Source organism: Pseudohalocynthiibacter aestuariivivens (assembly GCF_018457175.1).
GTDB classification, from domain to species: Bacteria; Pseudomonadota; Alphaproteobacteria; order Rhodobacterales; family Rhodobacteraceae; genus Pseudohalocynthiibacter; species Pseudohalocynthiibacter aestuariivivens.
In genome coordinates, this window is record NZ_JAGFNU010000001.1 from 375966 (window position 1) to 391428 (window position 15463).

Annotated in this window: 15 protein-coding genes; 5 read left to right on the forward strand and 10 right to left on the reverse strand. The window is 52.5% G+C overall.

What is annotated here, in order from left to right:
* Window positions 1-11: 11 nt before the first annotated feature.
* Together gcvP and J4E70_RS01920 are read left to right on the forward strand one after the other, a co-directional pair.
* Window positions 12-2858, forward strand: coding sequence for an aminomethyl-transferring glycine dehydrogenase (gcvP, locus tag J4E70_RS01915; protein ID WP_213887364.1), 2847 nt, complete (start codon window positions 12-14; stop codon window positions 2856-2858).
* 134 nt (window positions 2859-2992) lie between these two features.
* Window positions 2993-3532 carry an alkylphosphonate utilization protein gene (locus tag J4E70_RS01920; RefSeq protein WP_213887365.1) on the forward strand — a complete coding sequence of 180 codons (540 nt, stop codon included), beginning with the start codon at window positions 2993-2995 and terminating at the stop codon, window positions 3530-3532.
* A 106-nt stretch (window positions 3533-3638) separates the two neighbouring features.
* On the opposite strand, the gene dtd is transcribed toward J4E70_RS01920, so the two are convergent.
* From dtd to J4E70_RS01965, 9 genes are all read right to left on the reverse strand, one after another.
* Entirely contained in the window at window positions 3639-4076 is a 438-nt protein-coding gene (gene dtd, locus J4E70_RS01925) for a D-aminoacyl-tRNA deacylase (RefSeq protein WP_213887366.1), read from the reverse strand.
* Window positions 4076-4996: a carbohydrate kinase family protein gene (locus J4E70_RS01930; protein ID WP_213887367.1), complete on the reverse strand. Its 921-nt coding sequence runs from the start codon at window positions 4994-4996 to the stop codon at window positions 4076-4078. Before J4E70_RS01930 ends, dtd begins: the two co-directional genes overlap by 1 nt.
* A 19-nt stretch (window positions 4997-5015) precedes the next feature.
* The gene (locus tag J4E70_RS01935; protein ID WP_213887368.1) at window positions 5016-6110 is read right to left on the reverse strand and encodes a primosomal protein N' (replication factor Y) - superfamily II helicase; all 1095 of its coding nucleotides are present in this window, start codon (window positions 6108-6110) and stop codon (window positions 5016-5018) included.
* A 36-nt stretch (window positions 6111-6146) separates the two neighbouring features.
* The gene (locus tag J4E70_RS01940; protein WP_213887369.1) at window positions 6147-7265 is read right to left on the reverse strand and encodes an SPFH domain-containing protein; all 1119 of its coding nucleotides are present in this window, start codon (window positions 7263-7265) and stop codon (window positions 6147-6149) included.
* Window positions 7266-7284: 19 nt separating this feature from the next.
* Entirely contained in the window at window positions 7285-8229 is a 945-nt protein-coding gene (locus tag J4E70_RS01945; protein WP_213887370.1) for a DUF2927 domain-containing protein, read from the reverse strand.
* Window positions 8230-8238: 9 nt separating this feature from the next.
* The gene (locus J4E70_RS01950; protein ID WP_213887371.1) at window positions 8239-9429 is read right to left on the reverse strand and encodes a toxic anion resistance protein; all 1191 of its coding nucleotides are present in this window, start codon (window positions 9427-9429) and stop codon (window positions 8239-8241) included.
* A 38-nt stretch (window positions 9430-9467) separates the two neighbouring features.
* A complete protein-coding gene (locus J4E70_RS01955; protein WP_213887372.1) occupies window positions 9468-10352 on the reverse strand; it encodes a 5-bromo-4-chloroindolyl phosphate hydrolysis family protein in 885 nt (294 codons plus the stop codon).
* A gap of 170 nt (window positions 10353-10522) precedes the next feature.
* Window positions 10523-11338 (reverse strand): TerC family protein, encoded by an 816-nt coding sequence (locus tag J4E70_RS01960; RefSeq protein WP_213887373.1) that lies wholly within the window; start codon window positions 11336-11338, stop codon window positions 10523-10525.
* Between the two features lie 79 nt (window positions 11339-11417).
* On the reverse strand, window positions 11418-12218 hold the full coding sequence (locus J4E70_RS01965; RefSeq protein WP_213887374.1) for a pseudouridine synthase: 801 nt from the start codon (window positions 12216-12218) through the stop codon (window positions 11418-11420).
* A gap of 76 nt (window positions 12219-12294) precedes the next feature.
* On the opposite strand from J4E70_RS01965, the gene J4E70_RS01970 reads away from it, so the two are divergent.
* A complete protein-coding gene (locus J4E70_RS01970; RefSeq protein WP_213887375.1) occupies window positions 12295-12747 on the forward strand; it encodes a nucleoside deaminase in 453 nt (150 codons plus the stop codon).
* 88 nt (window positions 12748-12835) lie between these two features.
* Here the strand turns inward: J4E70_RS01970 and J4E70_RS01975 are convergent, their stop codons facing one another.
* Entirely contained in the window at window positions 12836-13528 is a 693-nt protein-coding gene (locus tag J4E70_RS01975; protein ID WP_213887376.1) for a metal-dependent hydrolase, read from the reverse strand.
* A 127-nt stretch (window positions 13529-13655) separates the two neighbouring features.
* On the opposite strand from J4E70_RS01975, the gene gatC reads away from it, so the two are divergent.
* A complete protein-coding gene (gene gatC / locus J4E70_RS01980) occupies window positions 13656-13943 on the forward strand; it encodes an Asp-tRNA(Asn)/Glu-tRNA(Gln) amidotransferase subunit GatC (RefSeq protein WP_213887377.1) in 288 nt (95 codons plus the stop codon).
* A gap of 3 nt (window positions 13944-13946) precedes the next feature.
* Window positions 13947-15434: an Asp-tRNA(Asn)/Glu-tRNA(Gln) amidotransferase subunit GatA gene (gatA, locus tag J4E70_RS01985; protein WP_213887378.1), complete on the forward strand. Its 1488-nt coding sequence runs from the start codon at window positions 13947-13949 to the stop codon at window positions 15432-15434.
* Window positions 15435-15463: the final 29 nt, after the last annotated feature.

Sequence of the window (15463 nt, forward strand, 5' to 3'; positions counted from 1 at the left end):
GGGGCCCGCAAATGGGATTTAAACTCACGGACTACGAGGCCTATGATTTTGCCAACAGGCGCCACATAGGTCCAACGACACGCGAAATGGCGGATATGCTCAAGGTGATCGGTTTTAAAAAACTTGATGAGCTGATTGATGATACCGTCCCCGAGGCGATCCGGCAAAAAACGCCGCTCGACTGGGGTCCGGCGATGACAGAGCGCGACGCGCTGTATCATATGAAAGAGGTCGCTAAAAAGAACAAGGTTCTGACTTCGCTGATTGGTCAGGGCTATTACGGCACCACGACTCCGCCTGTTATCTTGCGCAATATTCTGGAGAATCCCGCTTGGTATACGGCCTATACACCGTATCAACCTGAAATCTCGCAAGGCCGATTGGAAGCGTTGCTAAACTTCCAGACTATGGTCAGCGATTTGACCGGGCTCGATATTGCGAATGCGTCTCTGCTGGATGAATCCACTGCTGCGGCCGAAGCAATGACGATGGCGAAACGGTCAGCGAAATCAAAATCTGACATTTTCTTTGTAGATGAAAACTGCCACCCACAAAACATCGCTGTTATTCAGACTCGTGCAGAGCCTCTTGGCATCGAAGTGATCGTTGGCGCACCGGATGATCTGGTCGCCGAAGATGTTTTTGGTGCTATATTTCAGTATCCTGGTACGTATGGCCATGTACGCGATTTTACGGATCTGATCGAAAATCTGCATGATGCCAAAGCGCTTGCAGTGGTTGCCGCTGATCCTCTGGCGCTGGCTTTGTTGAAGTCACCCGGTGAAATGGGCGCTGATATTGCGATCGGGTCTACGCAGCGTTTTGGTGTGCCACTGGGATACGGCGGCCCACACGCTGCCTATATGGCAACACGCGATGCGTTCAAACGGTCTATGCCCGGGCGGATTATCGGCGTGTCGATCGATAGCCACGGCAACAAGGCCTACCGTTTGGCATTGCAGACCCGTGAACAGCATATCCGTCGCGAAAAAGCCAATTCGAACGTCTGTACGGCGCAGGCACTGCTTGCGGTTATCGCATCCATGTATGCGGTCTATCATGGCCCGGATGGGATTAAGGCGATCGCACAATCTGTTCATCGGAAAACTGCGCGTTTGGCGAAGGGCCTTGAAAGCCTTGGCTACAAGGTTGAGCCCGAAGTTTTCTTTGACACCATAACGGTCAATGTTGGCCCGCTTCAGGGCGTTGTCATGAATGCCGCTGTCACGGGCGGCATCAACCTTCGTAAGATTGACGATGACCGTGTCGGTATCAGTCTTGATGAACAGACACGTCCGGAAACAATCGAAGCAGTCTGGCGCGCCTTTGGTGGCGATATGGAAGACGACAGCGAGAAAAATCGCGAGTATCGTCTGCCCGAAGCGAACTTGCGAGACAGCGAGTTTCTGACACATCCGATTTTTCATCTCAATCGAGCTGAGGCAGAGATTACACGGTATATGCGTCGACTGGCAGACCGCGACCTTGCGTTGGATCGTGCAATGATCCCGCTTGGGTCTTGCACCATGAAGCTGAACGCGACGATTGAAATGATTCCGGTCACATGGCCCGAGTTCAGCAATCTGCATCCTTTTGTTCCGGCTGACCAGGCCGAGGGCTACACGCAGATGATTGACGATCTGAACGATAAACTCTGCCAGATCACCGGGTATGACGCTATATCTCAGCAGCCAAACTCCGGAGCTCAGGGCGAATATGCCGGATTGCTAACAATTCGCGGCTATCATGCTTCACGCGGGGAAGGGCATCGCAATATCTGCCTGATTCCGACCTCGGCACATGGAACGAACCCTGCTTCGGCTCAAATGGTTGGCTGGAAGGTTGTGCCGGTTCGTGCGGATGAAAACGGCAATATCGATGTTGCTGATTTCCGTGAAAAGGCCGAAACACATAGCGAGAATCTGGCAGCCTGCATGATTACCTATCCTTCGACACATGGCGTGTTCGAGGAAACGGTGAACGAGGTTTGCGAAGTAACGCACAAGCACGGCGGGCAGGTTTACATTGATGGTGCGAATATGAACGCCATGGTGGGCCTTTCGCGTCCCGGTGACATTGGAGGTGACGTCAGCCACCTGAACCTGCATAAAACCTTTTGCATTCCACACGGTGGTGGTGGCCCTGGTATGGGGCCAATTGGTGTGAAAGCGCATCTGGCACCTTACCTGCCAGGCCATCCTGAGCGTGCGCATGTAATGGGCCCTGTTTCATCGGCACCCTTCGGCTCGCCATCAATTCTTCCAGTGAGTTGGGCTTATTGCCTGCTGATGGGGGGGGCTGGTCTCACGCAAGCAACCAAAGTGGCGATCCTGAATGCCAATTACATCGCGGCACGGCTAAAGGGCGCGTTCGATACGCTGTATACGTCAGATCACGGGCGTGTCGCACACGAGTGTATTCTTGACACACGCCCGGTCGCCGAAAGTGCTGGTGTGACTGTTGACGATATCGCCAAGCGCTTGATTGATAACGGCTTTCATGCCCCAACGATGAGCTGGCCTGTCGCCGGAACCCTGATGGTTGAGCCGACAGAATCTGAGCCCAAGGCCGAGATTGACCGTTTTTGCGAGGCGATGCTGTCCATCCGGGCAGAGGCAAAGGATATAGCGGATGGTAAAATCGATGCGGAAAATAACCCATTGAAGAACGCCCCGCACACTGTTGCAGACCTCGTGGGTGACTGGGACCGTCCCTACACCAGAAAAGAGGCTTGCTATCCGCCGGGTGCTTTTGCCGTTGATAAATACTGGCCGCCGGTCAACCGGGTTGATAACGCATATGGCGATAGAAATCTCGTATGCACCTGCCCACCGATGAGCGATTACGTCGACGAATAAATGAACGTTTTCCGGCGGTGGCACCAGTTGCCGTCGGAAAGACCATGCAACGCCTCTGGCCAAGCCCTCCGGTTTCATTTAGCTGCTACTTTCAGCGCGAAATTGGTGCTGCTGGCAAAAAATGAGAGGCCCAGATGTCTGAAACTTCATCAGTTTGTGAATTCTGCAGCGCGTCAGAGGCTCTTTTGGGGCTAGCAGTTGAACCGCGTGACGAGAGTGTGACACTTTGCGTGACCTGTCGCGAGGGTATGACGGGTAACATCAGCGATGCGCCTCACTGGAAATGCCTGTCTGATGCGATCTGGTCAGAGGTGCCTGCGGTTCAGGTACTGGCCTATCGTCAGTTGAAACGACTGGAAAGTGAAGCCTGGGCACGTGATCTACTTGAAATAGCTTATTTGGATCCGGAATTGCTGGAATGGGCTGAGGCAGGATTAAGTACAAGCCGCGCGGGCGATCTGGTTCACAGAGACTGTAATGGTGTTGTACTTGCCGCCGGAGATACGGTTACCCTTATCAAGGACCTCAACGTAAAAGGGGCAGGGTTCACAGCGAAACGAGGTACCGCAGTGCGCGGCATTTCTCTGGTCGCTGATAACGAAGGCCACATCGAAGGCCGGGTAAACGGCCAACGGATTGTTATCTTAACTGAGTTTGCAAAGAAATCAGGCTGAACGACGCTCTGAACTTTCTTTATTCCTAAAATATCCCCGCCGGAGGCATTTAGTTTTCTTGCCTCCGGCGGGGATATTTAGAGGAAAAAGAAAACCCAATCGGGGGTTAAACCTCCAGCCAAATCGTGACCGGGCCGTCATTGACAAGCGCGACCGACATATCGGCCCCGAAGCGCCCCATGGCGACCTCTATCCCTAATTTGCGTATCTCAGCGGCGAAGTGTTCATAAAGTATTTCACCCTGTTCTGGTTTCGCGGCGGATGAAAACCCGGGTCTGTTGCCGCGCGAAGTATCTGCAGCCAGAGTGAACTGGCTGACAACCAGTGCCGCGCCGCTCGTGTCGAGGAGTGATTTGTTCATTTTGCCTGTGTCGTCTTTGAAGATGCGCAGTTTGCTGATCTTCGCAGCAAGCCGGTTTGCCTGAATTTCGCTGTCACCTTCCATGGCGCAAACAAGAATCAAAAGGCCGGTACCAATTTCTCCGACGATTGAATCATCAACGGTTACAGAGGCGGCTTTTACGCGTTGTATCAAGGCGCGCATCAGGGCAATTCCTTTCTCCAGGGTGGGTTAGCACCCGCTCGGGATACGGTGATAGCTGCGGCGAGTACACCAAGCGTTAGTGCAGCTTCTATTTCCGCGGGTTTTAGATTGGCGATGTTCTTTTTCGTCAACGCGCCGGAAGATTGCAGTTCGGCAAGCATACCAGCATTAAAAGTATCGCCGGCGCCAACCGTGTCTGCAACCGCAACATTCTGGGAAGGTACATGAATTTTTCCGTTTTTTCTGTAGGCTGTTACGCCTTTGTCGCCTTGTGTGAGGCAGACAAGTTCTGGGCCTTTTTCAAGCAGGGATCTTGCAAAAATTTCGCTGTCGGTATTGTCGTCCAGCCATTGCAGGTCTTCGTCAGATACTTTCACTATGTCAGCCATAGAGACCATGCGGTCGATACGCATTCGATAGGCGTGTTCATCCTGAATAAACGAAGGTCGTATGTTTAGATCAATCATCGTGACATGGCGTGAAGATTCGTGTTGCATCAAGGCTTCGAATGTTGACCCACAAGGTTCTTCGACGAGCGAAATGCCACCCAACAATAGGGCATCCACATCATTCAAATTTGGTAGATTATCTGGTGCTAGCATACGGCCTGCCGTGTTTTCATCGTAGAAGGCGTATTGCGCGTTACCGTTTGATAGTTCCACGAATGCAAGGGTTGTGGGCCTGTCAGAGCGCACGAGGTAATTCTGAGTGACGTGGCTATCATCTAGTGCGCAGGTCAACTTTTTACCAAAAAGGTCGTTTGAAACTCCGGCAAACAAACCAACTGTGGCGCCAAGTCGCCCGAGCGCGATGGCTGTATTCAAGGCGGCCCCACCTGGATGAGCCGCAAAGCCGATGTTTCCGTCTGCCAGAGCACCGGGCAGCATGTCGATCAGCGCTTCACCGCAGCATAAAATCATAGGACCTCGGAACGTGACGTTACTGATTACTGGCTATTACATACCCGACAGCACCAAAAACAACAGCGCCAACGATGATCGCGATCGCGATTTTCCAGGCCGACCAAGGGCGTTCCCCCTGCACACGACCTGACTGGCCGTTTACGACGAAGCGGTAGGTTTTGCCCCGGTATTTGTAGGCGGCAAGCCAGACAGGCAGCAGGATGTGTTTAAAGGTTATGTCCTTAACTGCTGTATCGATCGACTGTATGCGCTGCCGGTCACCCCCGATGTCAAACTTTACATCACGCTCAATAACCCGGTTCATGCGCACGCGTGCTTCGCTATACCCTTCATCTAGTTCAACTGTGTATGCTTCGGCCCGAAAACCCGCCAGGTATTCAGGTTGGTAAGGTATCATTTCCGAAAGATCCCACGGTTCGAGCGCGTCAGTATAGCGTTTGGGTAGGGACCGGGACGCCAGAACAAGTACATCATCGAACCAACGCACAACGCGACCAGAAACTGACGCCCAGCGAACTTTCTGAACTTGGCGTGTCTCGGTTTTGCCATTCACCCTAACGGTGTGTGTTTCGTAATAAACGGTACCGCGTTGGCCGCTGTACTTGCTCTTGGTATCTGCGTCAAAAGTCCAGTAGGGTACGTAGATTCCCTGCATTATCCTGCCCTTACGGGCGTAGTCCTGCAGGCCGTTAGGTGCGAACCACAATCGTCCAAGCCATTTGGACATCGCATTGCGCGCTTCCGTTTCTTCCAGCACGAAAGGCAAAACACCTTTGGGTTTGATAAGTCGGTGGGCACCTGTGTCTGTCACAACCGGCGTTGCGCAGAACGGGCATTCAGCTGCATGACTTGTCTGATCAAATTCGACCTGCGCCCCGCAATTCGGGCATGTCAGAGTGCGAATTTCTTCAATTTCAGCTTCAGGCAACTGCGCGTCAAGCGCGCGCCTGAAATCCAGTTCCCGGATTGCAGCAGTTTTGCTTTCGAGGGGGCCCAGCGGTTGGGTGTTGCCACAGTGATCGCAAACCAACTGTTTAGAGTCCGGCGCAAACCGAAGGTCGGATCCGCAGGTTTCACAAGGGAAACGATGCTCTTCAATCTGCTTTGTCATGGTCGGGACATTTTGTTTACGTGTGAAGCGAGACTATTACACCTTGTCAGAAGCGGGTGGCGGTGGGGGTAACACTGTGAAAAGTTGGGCCAATTCACTGATGTCTTCGGCTTTTTGCCAGCCGTCCTGCCCGGCGGTCCAGACGTAGGTTTCCCGGCTTAAGCTACCCGCACCAACCATGCGGCCAAGCGCTGCCCGCGAAAACGGTCCTTTGGTTTCACCGTCTTCAGCAATATGCCAGACCTTTTCAACAGGTGGTGGTGGTGGCGGCGAGGCGGGTTGTTGTTGCGCACCCCAAGGGCCAGCCTGTGCCATCTGCCCTGCCATCGCTATGCCCATTCCCATTCCTAACCCAGCGCCCATTCCACCTCCGCCAGAAGGGTTGCGCGCGGCTGCAGTCATGGCTTCGGCCGCTGAATATTGTGTGAATTTGCCAAGATCGCCCGCAAGCCCCATTGACGAACGTTTATCAAGCGCCTCTTCAACGGAGGCAGGCAGGCTGATGTTTTCGATGTAAAGCTCGGGCATCGACAGGCCGTAGTTTTCCAGCGTTCCCGATATTTCTGCGGCGACCAGTTTGCCGAGGTCCGCAGTGTTTGCGGCCATGTCGAGAACCGGGATACCGGATGACGCAATCACGCGCGAAAATTCCTGAACGATAATATTGCGGATCTGGTAGCTGATTTCATCCATGGTGAATTCACCGTCCGTCCCAACGATTTCAGTCAGAAACTTTGCCGGGTCCGAGACACGAATTGTATAGGTGCCATATGAACGAATTCGCACGGGTCCAAATTCAGGATCACGCAGAATTATCGGATTCTTTGTGCCCCATTTCAGGTCGTTAAACCGGGTGGTGTTGACGTAGTAGATTTCGGATTTAAACGGGGATTGAAAGCCATGATCCCAGTGGTTCAGCGTTGTAAGAATTGGCATATTGTTGGTCTCTAACATGTAAAGACCGGGGGTAAAGACGTCAGCAATTTGGCCTTCGTGAACAAAGACAGCTGCTTGCCCTTCGCGAACCGTTAGCTTTGCGCCATACTTTATTTCGTGTTCTTCGCGCTCAAAACGCCAGACCATCGTATCGCGGGTATCATCGACCCAATGGATTACATCGATGAATTCGCCGATCAGAAAATCAAGAATTCCCATGGTTATCTCCGTCTTTGTACTAAGTATTTCCGCCCATTAACTTTGCCGCGATGGTTTCAACTGTTTCGCGGGCTTCGTCTGGTGTCATCCCGGTGCGAAGCCGGGGGTCGTATAAAATCTTAAGCAAAAGTTCATCATGTCGCGTCAGCAAAGCAAACTCTTCGTCATCGTTGAAAATTGAAGGACGTGCGTCGCGGCTATCATTGGCGAGCCCAAGACCCTGCGCAATTTCCTCGTGAATGCACGCCAGACGCGTCAGGTCAGGATGTTCCCCTCTGATAACGGCAACTGCCGTGTTGTATATGTTATCGCCTGCACCACCTGAAAATGCGAATACATGGCAAAGTGTCGGGCGTGGCATTGTCAGGATAGATGTGATGATCCGGTCGCTCGTTCCGGGGATAAGAGCTTTTAGTTGGGGCGCATAACTTTTTCGCTCATCCTCGTTCAGGATCAAGACGTGGAAATTGGCGTCTTCTGCGATGCGAATGGAATGGCCACTGACCCTGGAAAGACGCTGGGAATAACGGTCTATGCTTGACTGGTCTTTTTCAAGTTGTGCGGCAGGAATGCTTGCGCCGAAGTGAAGGCCAATCCGAACCTGTGCTTCCCAACGGCGCAGGCGGCTGGCGGATTCTCGGGCAATCAGGCGCCCGTTTGTAAAAACATACTCATCGTAGAGAGCGATCCGCAGGAAGTTTTCAACGAGATCTTCTTGAGTGAAGCGCGCATCCGGGCCGCCACCATCTGTTCGCATTAACCCCTGTGCAAGCAAATCGTTCTGCAGGTATGCATAGTGACGAACGAGCCGCTCACTTTCTTCGGATCGTTCGGGTATGCCCTCACCCGTCTCGTCAGGTCTGGGTAAAGGCAAGGGAGATGACTGCACCCCTAATGGTTGACAACCCATCAGACCTAACAGGCCGATTGTCAAAAGCGCGGCTAGCAAGGGGCGCAGTTGCATCAAGTATCCTTAGGAAGGCACGGCAGAGCCGGCGTTGTGGCCCACACCATCGCCGCGTGCTTTCGCAGAGGCAAGGGTGTCGCGCAATTCTGCTTCCATCTTTTTCAGATCCTCTTCTGCGGCGACACGTCGTGCCTTGCCTTCATCGGCGATTTGCAGGCTTTCCTCGATCGTTGCAATCAACTCTGCATTGGCTGTTTTTACTGCTTCTATGTCAAATACACCACGTTCCATTTCTTCGCGCACAGCTTTGTTCGCAATCCGAAGGTTTTTCGCGTTTGCGGTTAATAATTCATTAGTAAGATCATTGGCACCGCGAACAGCTTCCGCAGCTTCTGAAGACCGCTGTATCGTGACCGCTTGCGCCAATTGGGTTTCCCACAATGGCACGGTGTTAACGAGTGTCGAGTTGATCTTGGTAACCAGAGATTTATCGTTTTCCTGCACCAGACGGATCGAAGGCAGCGATTGCATCGTCACCTGACGCGTCAGTTTTAGGTCATGCACACGGCGTTCCAGATCATCGCGTGCAGCACGCAGGTCGCGCAATTGTTGTGCAACCATCACCTGATCTTTCTCAAGTGCTGCTTTGACTTCCTTTTCCTTGGCAGGGATTGTTGTTTCGTCCAAATCGCGCAGTTTTTCTTCGCCAGCCGCAATGTAAAGCGCAAGCTCGTCGTAGAAATCCAGTGTCTTTTCGTAAAGTTGGTCGAGCGATTTTATGTCTTTCAACAGCTTGTGCTCGTGGTTCAAAAGCGTGTCGGTGATCTTATCAATCTGCCCCTGAACTTTTTCAAACCGCGCAAGAAACTTGGCAAAAGGTGCAGTTCGCCCCAAAAGCCTTTCCCACCAGCTTGCTTTACGCCGCACGTCCAGTTCCGAAACTGAAAAGCCGCGAATAGTTGTTACCATGTCGCGCAAGCCGTCGCCTGCCGGACCAACGTCTTTGTTGCGAACATCTGTCAACATCGCCTGGCTGATCTGTTGTAGTTCCGCTTGCGCGCCCGAACCAAAACGAACGATAGAACCGGTATCTGTCATGTCGATTTCTGCCATGCGCTTCTTGATTTGCGCAGCGACAGGTTTCTTGGCCTCACTGATTGGCACAATCGCTGTCGACGGTTCAGGCAGGATAACCGCGGTGACTTCTTCAATCTCACGCAGTGTTTGTTCAGCCTTCTGGCGTATGGTCTCGGACATTAACAATTCTCCCTCACTACAGGTAAACAGGGTGGCTCTCAGGCGCGTATGCCTTCGCGGGCCAGTCGTTCGCGCAGCACTTCAATTTCTACATCAAGATCGCTGCGGTCATCGAGCAATAGTGCGCGTGTGCGCGCGGCGAAATTTTCTTCAAGATCGGTAAGTAAAGCCTCGTAGTCAGCGCGGGCTTTCATATCACTGGAACGGGCGTAAATATCCGCAAATTTGGCAGTCGCATCGCGCGCACCCAGCAGGTAGACGCCCAAATATTTGCGGGCTGCTGTCAGGTCTCGGGGGTCTTCTTCGACTGTCCGAAACATGTCGCGTGCGGTTGCCTGAAATTGCGCGACACGGGCTTCAAGCTCGCGATCACCTGCGCGTTTTATCGCGTCAGACATAGCGGCCAGATGTTTTTCGGCACCCTCGATGACACGTGCGACGCGGTCAGACTGAAAGGTATCGATCCCCTCCATTCCTTTGTCGCGTAGCGGGTCAATACCGAATGAAAACCCGTGCAACAATGTTCCGACAATCGCCAACAACATCGGGCTGGCTATGCTGCCCGTTCCTGCATACCCAGTGATAAACAAGCCGATGCCAGTCAGAGCAGAGCCAAACATTTTTCGAGGGATGGCTGGTCGGCGTGCAATTTTACGCGCTTCATAGGCTTCTTGTGCCAAGAGCCCGTCGCGCGTTAGCCACGCCGCGAGGATCAACGTGCCAAAAGCCAATAAATTAAGCGCAAGCCCTGTCGGATCCTGAAAAAAGGCGCGAAATGCCAGGGGAAGTGGTGCAAGAAATAGAAAATTGACCCGCCCACCTACACGGCTTCTGCGTTGGCCGTGAAATGGGGATTTCTGCGGGGCGCCGGAAATATCCGGCGCGTCATCAGGGCTGTATTTTCCACCAAACCGTTGTGCCACTAAACGCCTCCCGTAACAGAGACATAGAGGATCAACGCAACAAGCAGAACAAATGCAAGTTTTTGCAAACCAGTTCCGCTCATAAAACAACCTCCCCTACAATAAATCAGGCGCTAACAAGCTATAGGCCATGCGTTAGATTCGATCCAGCGTTACGCTGCGGGGAATTATCACCGGGAAGCAGCAGAGCGCTCTGCTGCAAGCTTGCGAGAATAGCCCGATTGCACAACCTCAACTGCAACAAGAACGATGATCGCAAAATAGAAGGTCGATTTTGACATCGGGATTATTGCTTGGCCAAATACTTTTATCTGCAAAGTATCATCATGCATCGCATGGGCGGCTGCGGGACCAGATTCACCCAAAAGCACAACGCCGACGATGAGCAATATAAACAGACCCAGAACCTCGTACATTCGGTTCTTTTCAAGAAATTTTGTAACGCCGTCAGCCAATACCAGCATTGCAAAACCAGATGCAAGAATTGCACAGGCCAGAACCGGAAAAACATCTGTAATCGCCAGTGATGAAAGGATTGAATCAAAACTGAACATGAGATTCATCATCACGATTACAGCAATCACCTGCGCTGCAGATTTACCGCGCTTATGCTCTACATCTGTATCAAGGCGGTCAATCGTCAGCATATGGCCGATTTCTTTTACGGCGGTATAGATGATGAACACGCCGCCCAATATGAACACCAGGGTAGCAAAATTAACACCACCTTCAAGGACACCAGTCCAGTCGAAAACAAAAAACGGTTCAGACATCGAGTCGATTAGCTGGATCATCGTGAAAAGCAGAACAACGCGCAGCAAAACTGCGATTATGATACCCCAAAAACGCACGGCTTTCTGATGTTCAATCGGTGCGCGCTGGCTTTCGATTGTGATGTAGAGAAGGTTGTCAAACCCAAGCACTGCCTGAAGAAAGCAAAGAACTAATAGGTTACTAAGGTTTTCAATCGTTAAAATATCTGCCATCGCGCATGCCCCAACTGAATTTTCTGGGGCTTAGAACTAGCGAAGCGGCGCGCAAGGTCAAGCTTTCGCGGGATTCGCTTTATTGTCGGCGGCGGGTGGGTTGGCCTTTACGCTGCACTGTCGGTTTTGGATTTTCACGCAGACCTAGCTGGTCGCGTACCACCCGTTGCTTGACCTCTTCAACCGCGCCGGCCTCTAGATTTCCAAGTTGAAACGGCCCATAGCTGATGCGGATCAGACGGTTTACGTCCAGTTGCACTGCATCCATCGCGCGGCGAACCTCGCGGTTCTTTCCTTCGCGTATTGCAACTGTCAGCCAGGCATTGGCGCCTTGCTGGCGGTCGATTGTTACTTCCATTGGCTGGAAGCGTTCGCCGTCTATCACGATGCCCTTTCTTAGCGGCGCAAGCATATCATCTGTTGGTCTGCCTTTGATCCGCACCCGGTAACGCCGCAGCCAACCTGTTGAAGGTAGCTCCATTTTTCGCTTCATTTCGCCATCGTTCGTCAGCAGAAGCAGACCTTCGGAATTTATATCGAGCCGACCAACACTCAGCACCCGGGGCATGTTGTCCGGCAAAGATTCAAAAACCGTTTTGCGGCCTTTTTCGTCGCGCTCCGTTGTCACAAGGCCTAACGGCTTATGGTACAGCCAAACACGCGGTGGCTCAGGCTCACCAACAGATTTGCCATCGACAGTAACTTTGTCCGCTGTTGTAATGTTCAGCGCAGGGCTGCTGATCTTTTTTCCGTTAACAGTAACACGACCAGATTCGATCATGCGTTCAACTTCGCGCCGCGAGGCTATGCCCGCACGGGCCAGAACTTTTGCAATGCGTTCGCCGGGTCTTGCGACGTCTTTTTGGGGTTCTTTGCTCATGAAATAGGCTCTAGCCTGTCTTAGCTAAAAGGGAAAGCGACTTGGCAATTCAATATTCGCAGGGCAGAGAGAGCATATGAGCGATTTTACAAGTCACATGAGCCTTGCGCTGGAGGAAGCCTGTGCTGCTGGCGAAAGAGGTGAGGTTCCTGTTGGCGCCGTGCTGGTGGACGCAAAAGGACATGTGATTGCCAAAGCAGGAAACCGAACACGTGAATTGTCCGATCCAACAGCGCATGCCGAAATTCTGGTGATCCGTGAAGCCTGCAAAGACGCAGACACCGAGCGCCTGATGGGCTACAGCCTTTATGTAACGTTGGAGCCATGTCCCATGTGCGCAATGGCAATTTCTGCGGCACGTATCGCGCGTTTGTATTATGGTGCCGCGGACCCAAAATCAGGCGGAATAGCGCAGGGTCCAAGAATCTTTGACCATTCCCAGGCGCATCACGTACCAGAGGTTTACGATGGTATATCCGCCAGGGAATCAGAATCCTTGCTGAAGGGGTTTTTCGCGAACCGGCGTTAGTTTTTCCAGGCTCTGCAAATATCCCCGCCGGAGACATTAAACTTTCTTGCCTCCGGCGGGGATATTTTTGGAAAAAGATTAAGCGGAATCAAAGGGTAATGGCTTTCATGACCTCGGGTTCCAATACGTCAACGCCCGTGAGGGACTTTGCAAGCACGTCTGCCGACTGCTCAAGCAGCGGGAAGGTTCTGTAGTGGCAGGGAATCACGATTTTGAAATTGAAGAATGTTTTTGCAGCATAGGCCGCGCGCTTCATATCCATTGTAAAATGCCCACCCGCGCAAAGAATCCCGATATCAGGTGCGTGCAGATCGTTGAATATTTTCATGTCGGCCATCACGTCAGTGTCGCCGCTAAAATAGATGGTTTTCCCTTCACCCGATATGATGAAACCAGCTTCAGCGCCGGCGTATGTTGGTTTTCCGTCAACCAGAAAAGAAGAGGAATGTGTCGCGTTAACAAGTGTGACGTCAACATCGCCAAGCGCGACGGTGCCCCCTTTGTTGAAGCCAACGACATTAATTTCTTCCGCTTCTTCCCAGTAGCTCATCAAATCGTAGGTTCCGACGCTGGGAATGCCCAGTTCTTTAGAAATGGCGACGGCGTCGGCGGAATGATCACCATGTCCGTGAGACACGAGAATATGTGTGGCTCCCGCAATTGCGTCAGCGCGTTCACTTTCTTCAAACATCGGGTTTCCGGTGAGCCAGGGATCGATCAGCAATATCTGATCACCGATCTCTATGCGAAAGCCCGAGTGTCCAAGCCAGATGATTTTCATAGCGTCCTCCGTTTTCTAGCAAAAATCTTAGCAGGATTGGCGCCTATGTCACCTGCGAGGTTCCCCATAGTCTTGCGGCTAGGAGGACAGGACGCTAAAGGCTAATCAACAAATCACGGAGACCCCGATGTCGATTGACAAGGATACCGCGCGCCGCGTCGCGCATCTGGCGCGCATCAGAGTGGAAGAGGATGCTCTTCCTGCACTGGCAGAAGAATTCAATGCCATCCTCGGATTCATCGAACAATTGAATGAAGTGGATATCGAAGGTGTTGAACCTATGACCTCTGTCACACCGATGCCTCTGAAGCGTAGGGCTGATGTGGTGACCGACGGGGGTCAGCAAGACAAGATTCTGAAAAACGCACCCGATGCGCGCGAAGGATTTTTTGCTGTGCCTAAAGTTGTGGAATAAGCGATGTCTGAACTGAACAAACTCACAATTTCTGATGCGCGCGCGAAACTGCGTGCGGGCGATGTGACTTCGGTTGAACTGACCGAGGCCTGTCTGAAGACAATTGAAGACGCAGGTACGTTGAACGCGTTTGTGCACCATACGCCGGAAATTGCCTTAGATCAGGCCAAGGCCGCCGATGCGCGTATTGCAGCCGGAAATGCACCAGATATGTGCGGCATTCCGCTGGGTATCAAAGACCTGTTTTGCACCAAGGGTGTTCCTAGCCAGGCAGGCTCTGCGATTCTGAGTGGTTTCAGACCTGAGTATGAATCAACCATTACCCTGCAACTCTGGGATTCGGGGTCCATTATGTTGGGCAAGCTCAACATGGACGAATTCGCCATGGGTAGCTCAAACGAGACTTCGACCTATGGAAATGTCGTAAACCCCTGGCGTCGTGGCAATGACGACGCCGCTCTGACACCGGGAGGGTCTTCTGGTGGATCGGCGTCAGCAGTTGCCGCTGATCTTTGCCTTGCGGCAACCGGAACAGACACAGGCGGTTCGATCCGTCAGCCAGCCGCTTTCGTTGGAATAACAGGTATAAAGCCGACCTACGGGCGGTGCTCTCGCTGGGGTGTTGTCGCTTTTGCCTCATCGCTTGATCAGGCTGGCCCGATGACAAAATCTGTACGGGATGCAGCGATCATGCTTGCGGCGATGTCGGGGCACGACCCGAAAGACTCAACAAGTGCTGATCTTGCCGTCCCAGATTTTGAAGCGGCGCTGACCGGCGATATCCGAGGTAAGAAAATCGGTATTCCAAAGGAATATCGGATGGATGGAATGCCTGACGAGATTGAAAAGCTTTGGGCGGATGGTACGGCAATGCTGCGTGATGCCGGGGCCGAAATTGTTGATATTTCGCTACCCCACACGAAGTATGCGCTGCCTGCATACTATGTGATTGCACCTGCTGAAGCGTCCTCAAACCTCGCCCGGTATGATGGCGTGCGCTATGGCCACCGGGCCAAGCTCGCCAAAGGCGAGGGTATTGATGACATGTACGAAAAAACCCGTGCTGAAGGGTTTGGCCCAGAGGTGCAGCGCCGGGTGATGATCGGGACCTATGTGCTTTCTGCCGGCTTCTACGATGCGTATTACCGCCGGGCGCAAAGGGTGCGTACGCTGATCAAGAAAGACTTCGAAAATGTCTTTGATGCTGGGATCGAGGCAATTTTGACACCGGCGACGCCGTCAGCGGCTTTCGGCCTTGGTGAAATGGCGGATGCCGATCCAGTGCAGATGTATCTGAATGATGTTTTTACTGTCACCGTCAACCTGGCTGGATTGCCGGGTATTGCGGTTCCGGCCGGTCTCGACAAGCAAGGTCTTCCCCTTGGGCTACAACTGATCGGGCGGCCATGGGAAGAAGGTGATCTGCTAAATTCTGCTTATGTTTTGGAGCAGGCCGCCGGTTTTGTTTCCAAACCGGGCAAATGGTGGTAAAAACGCGCCAAAATAACAAAGGCAGGTAA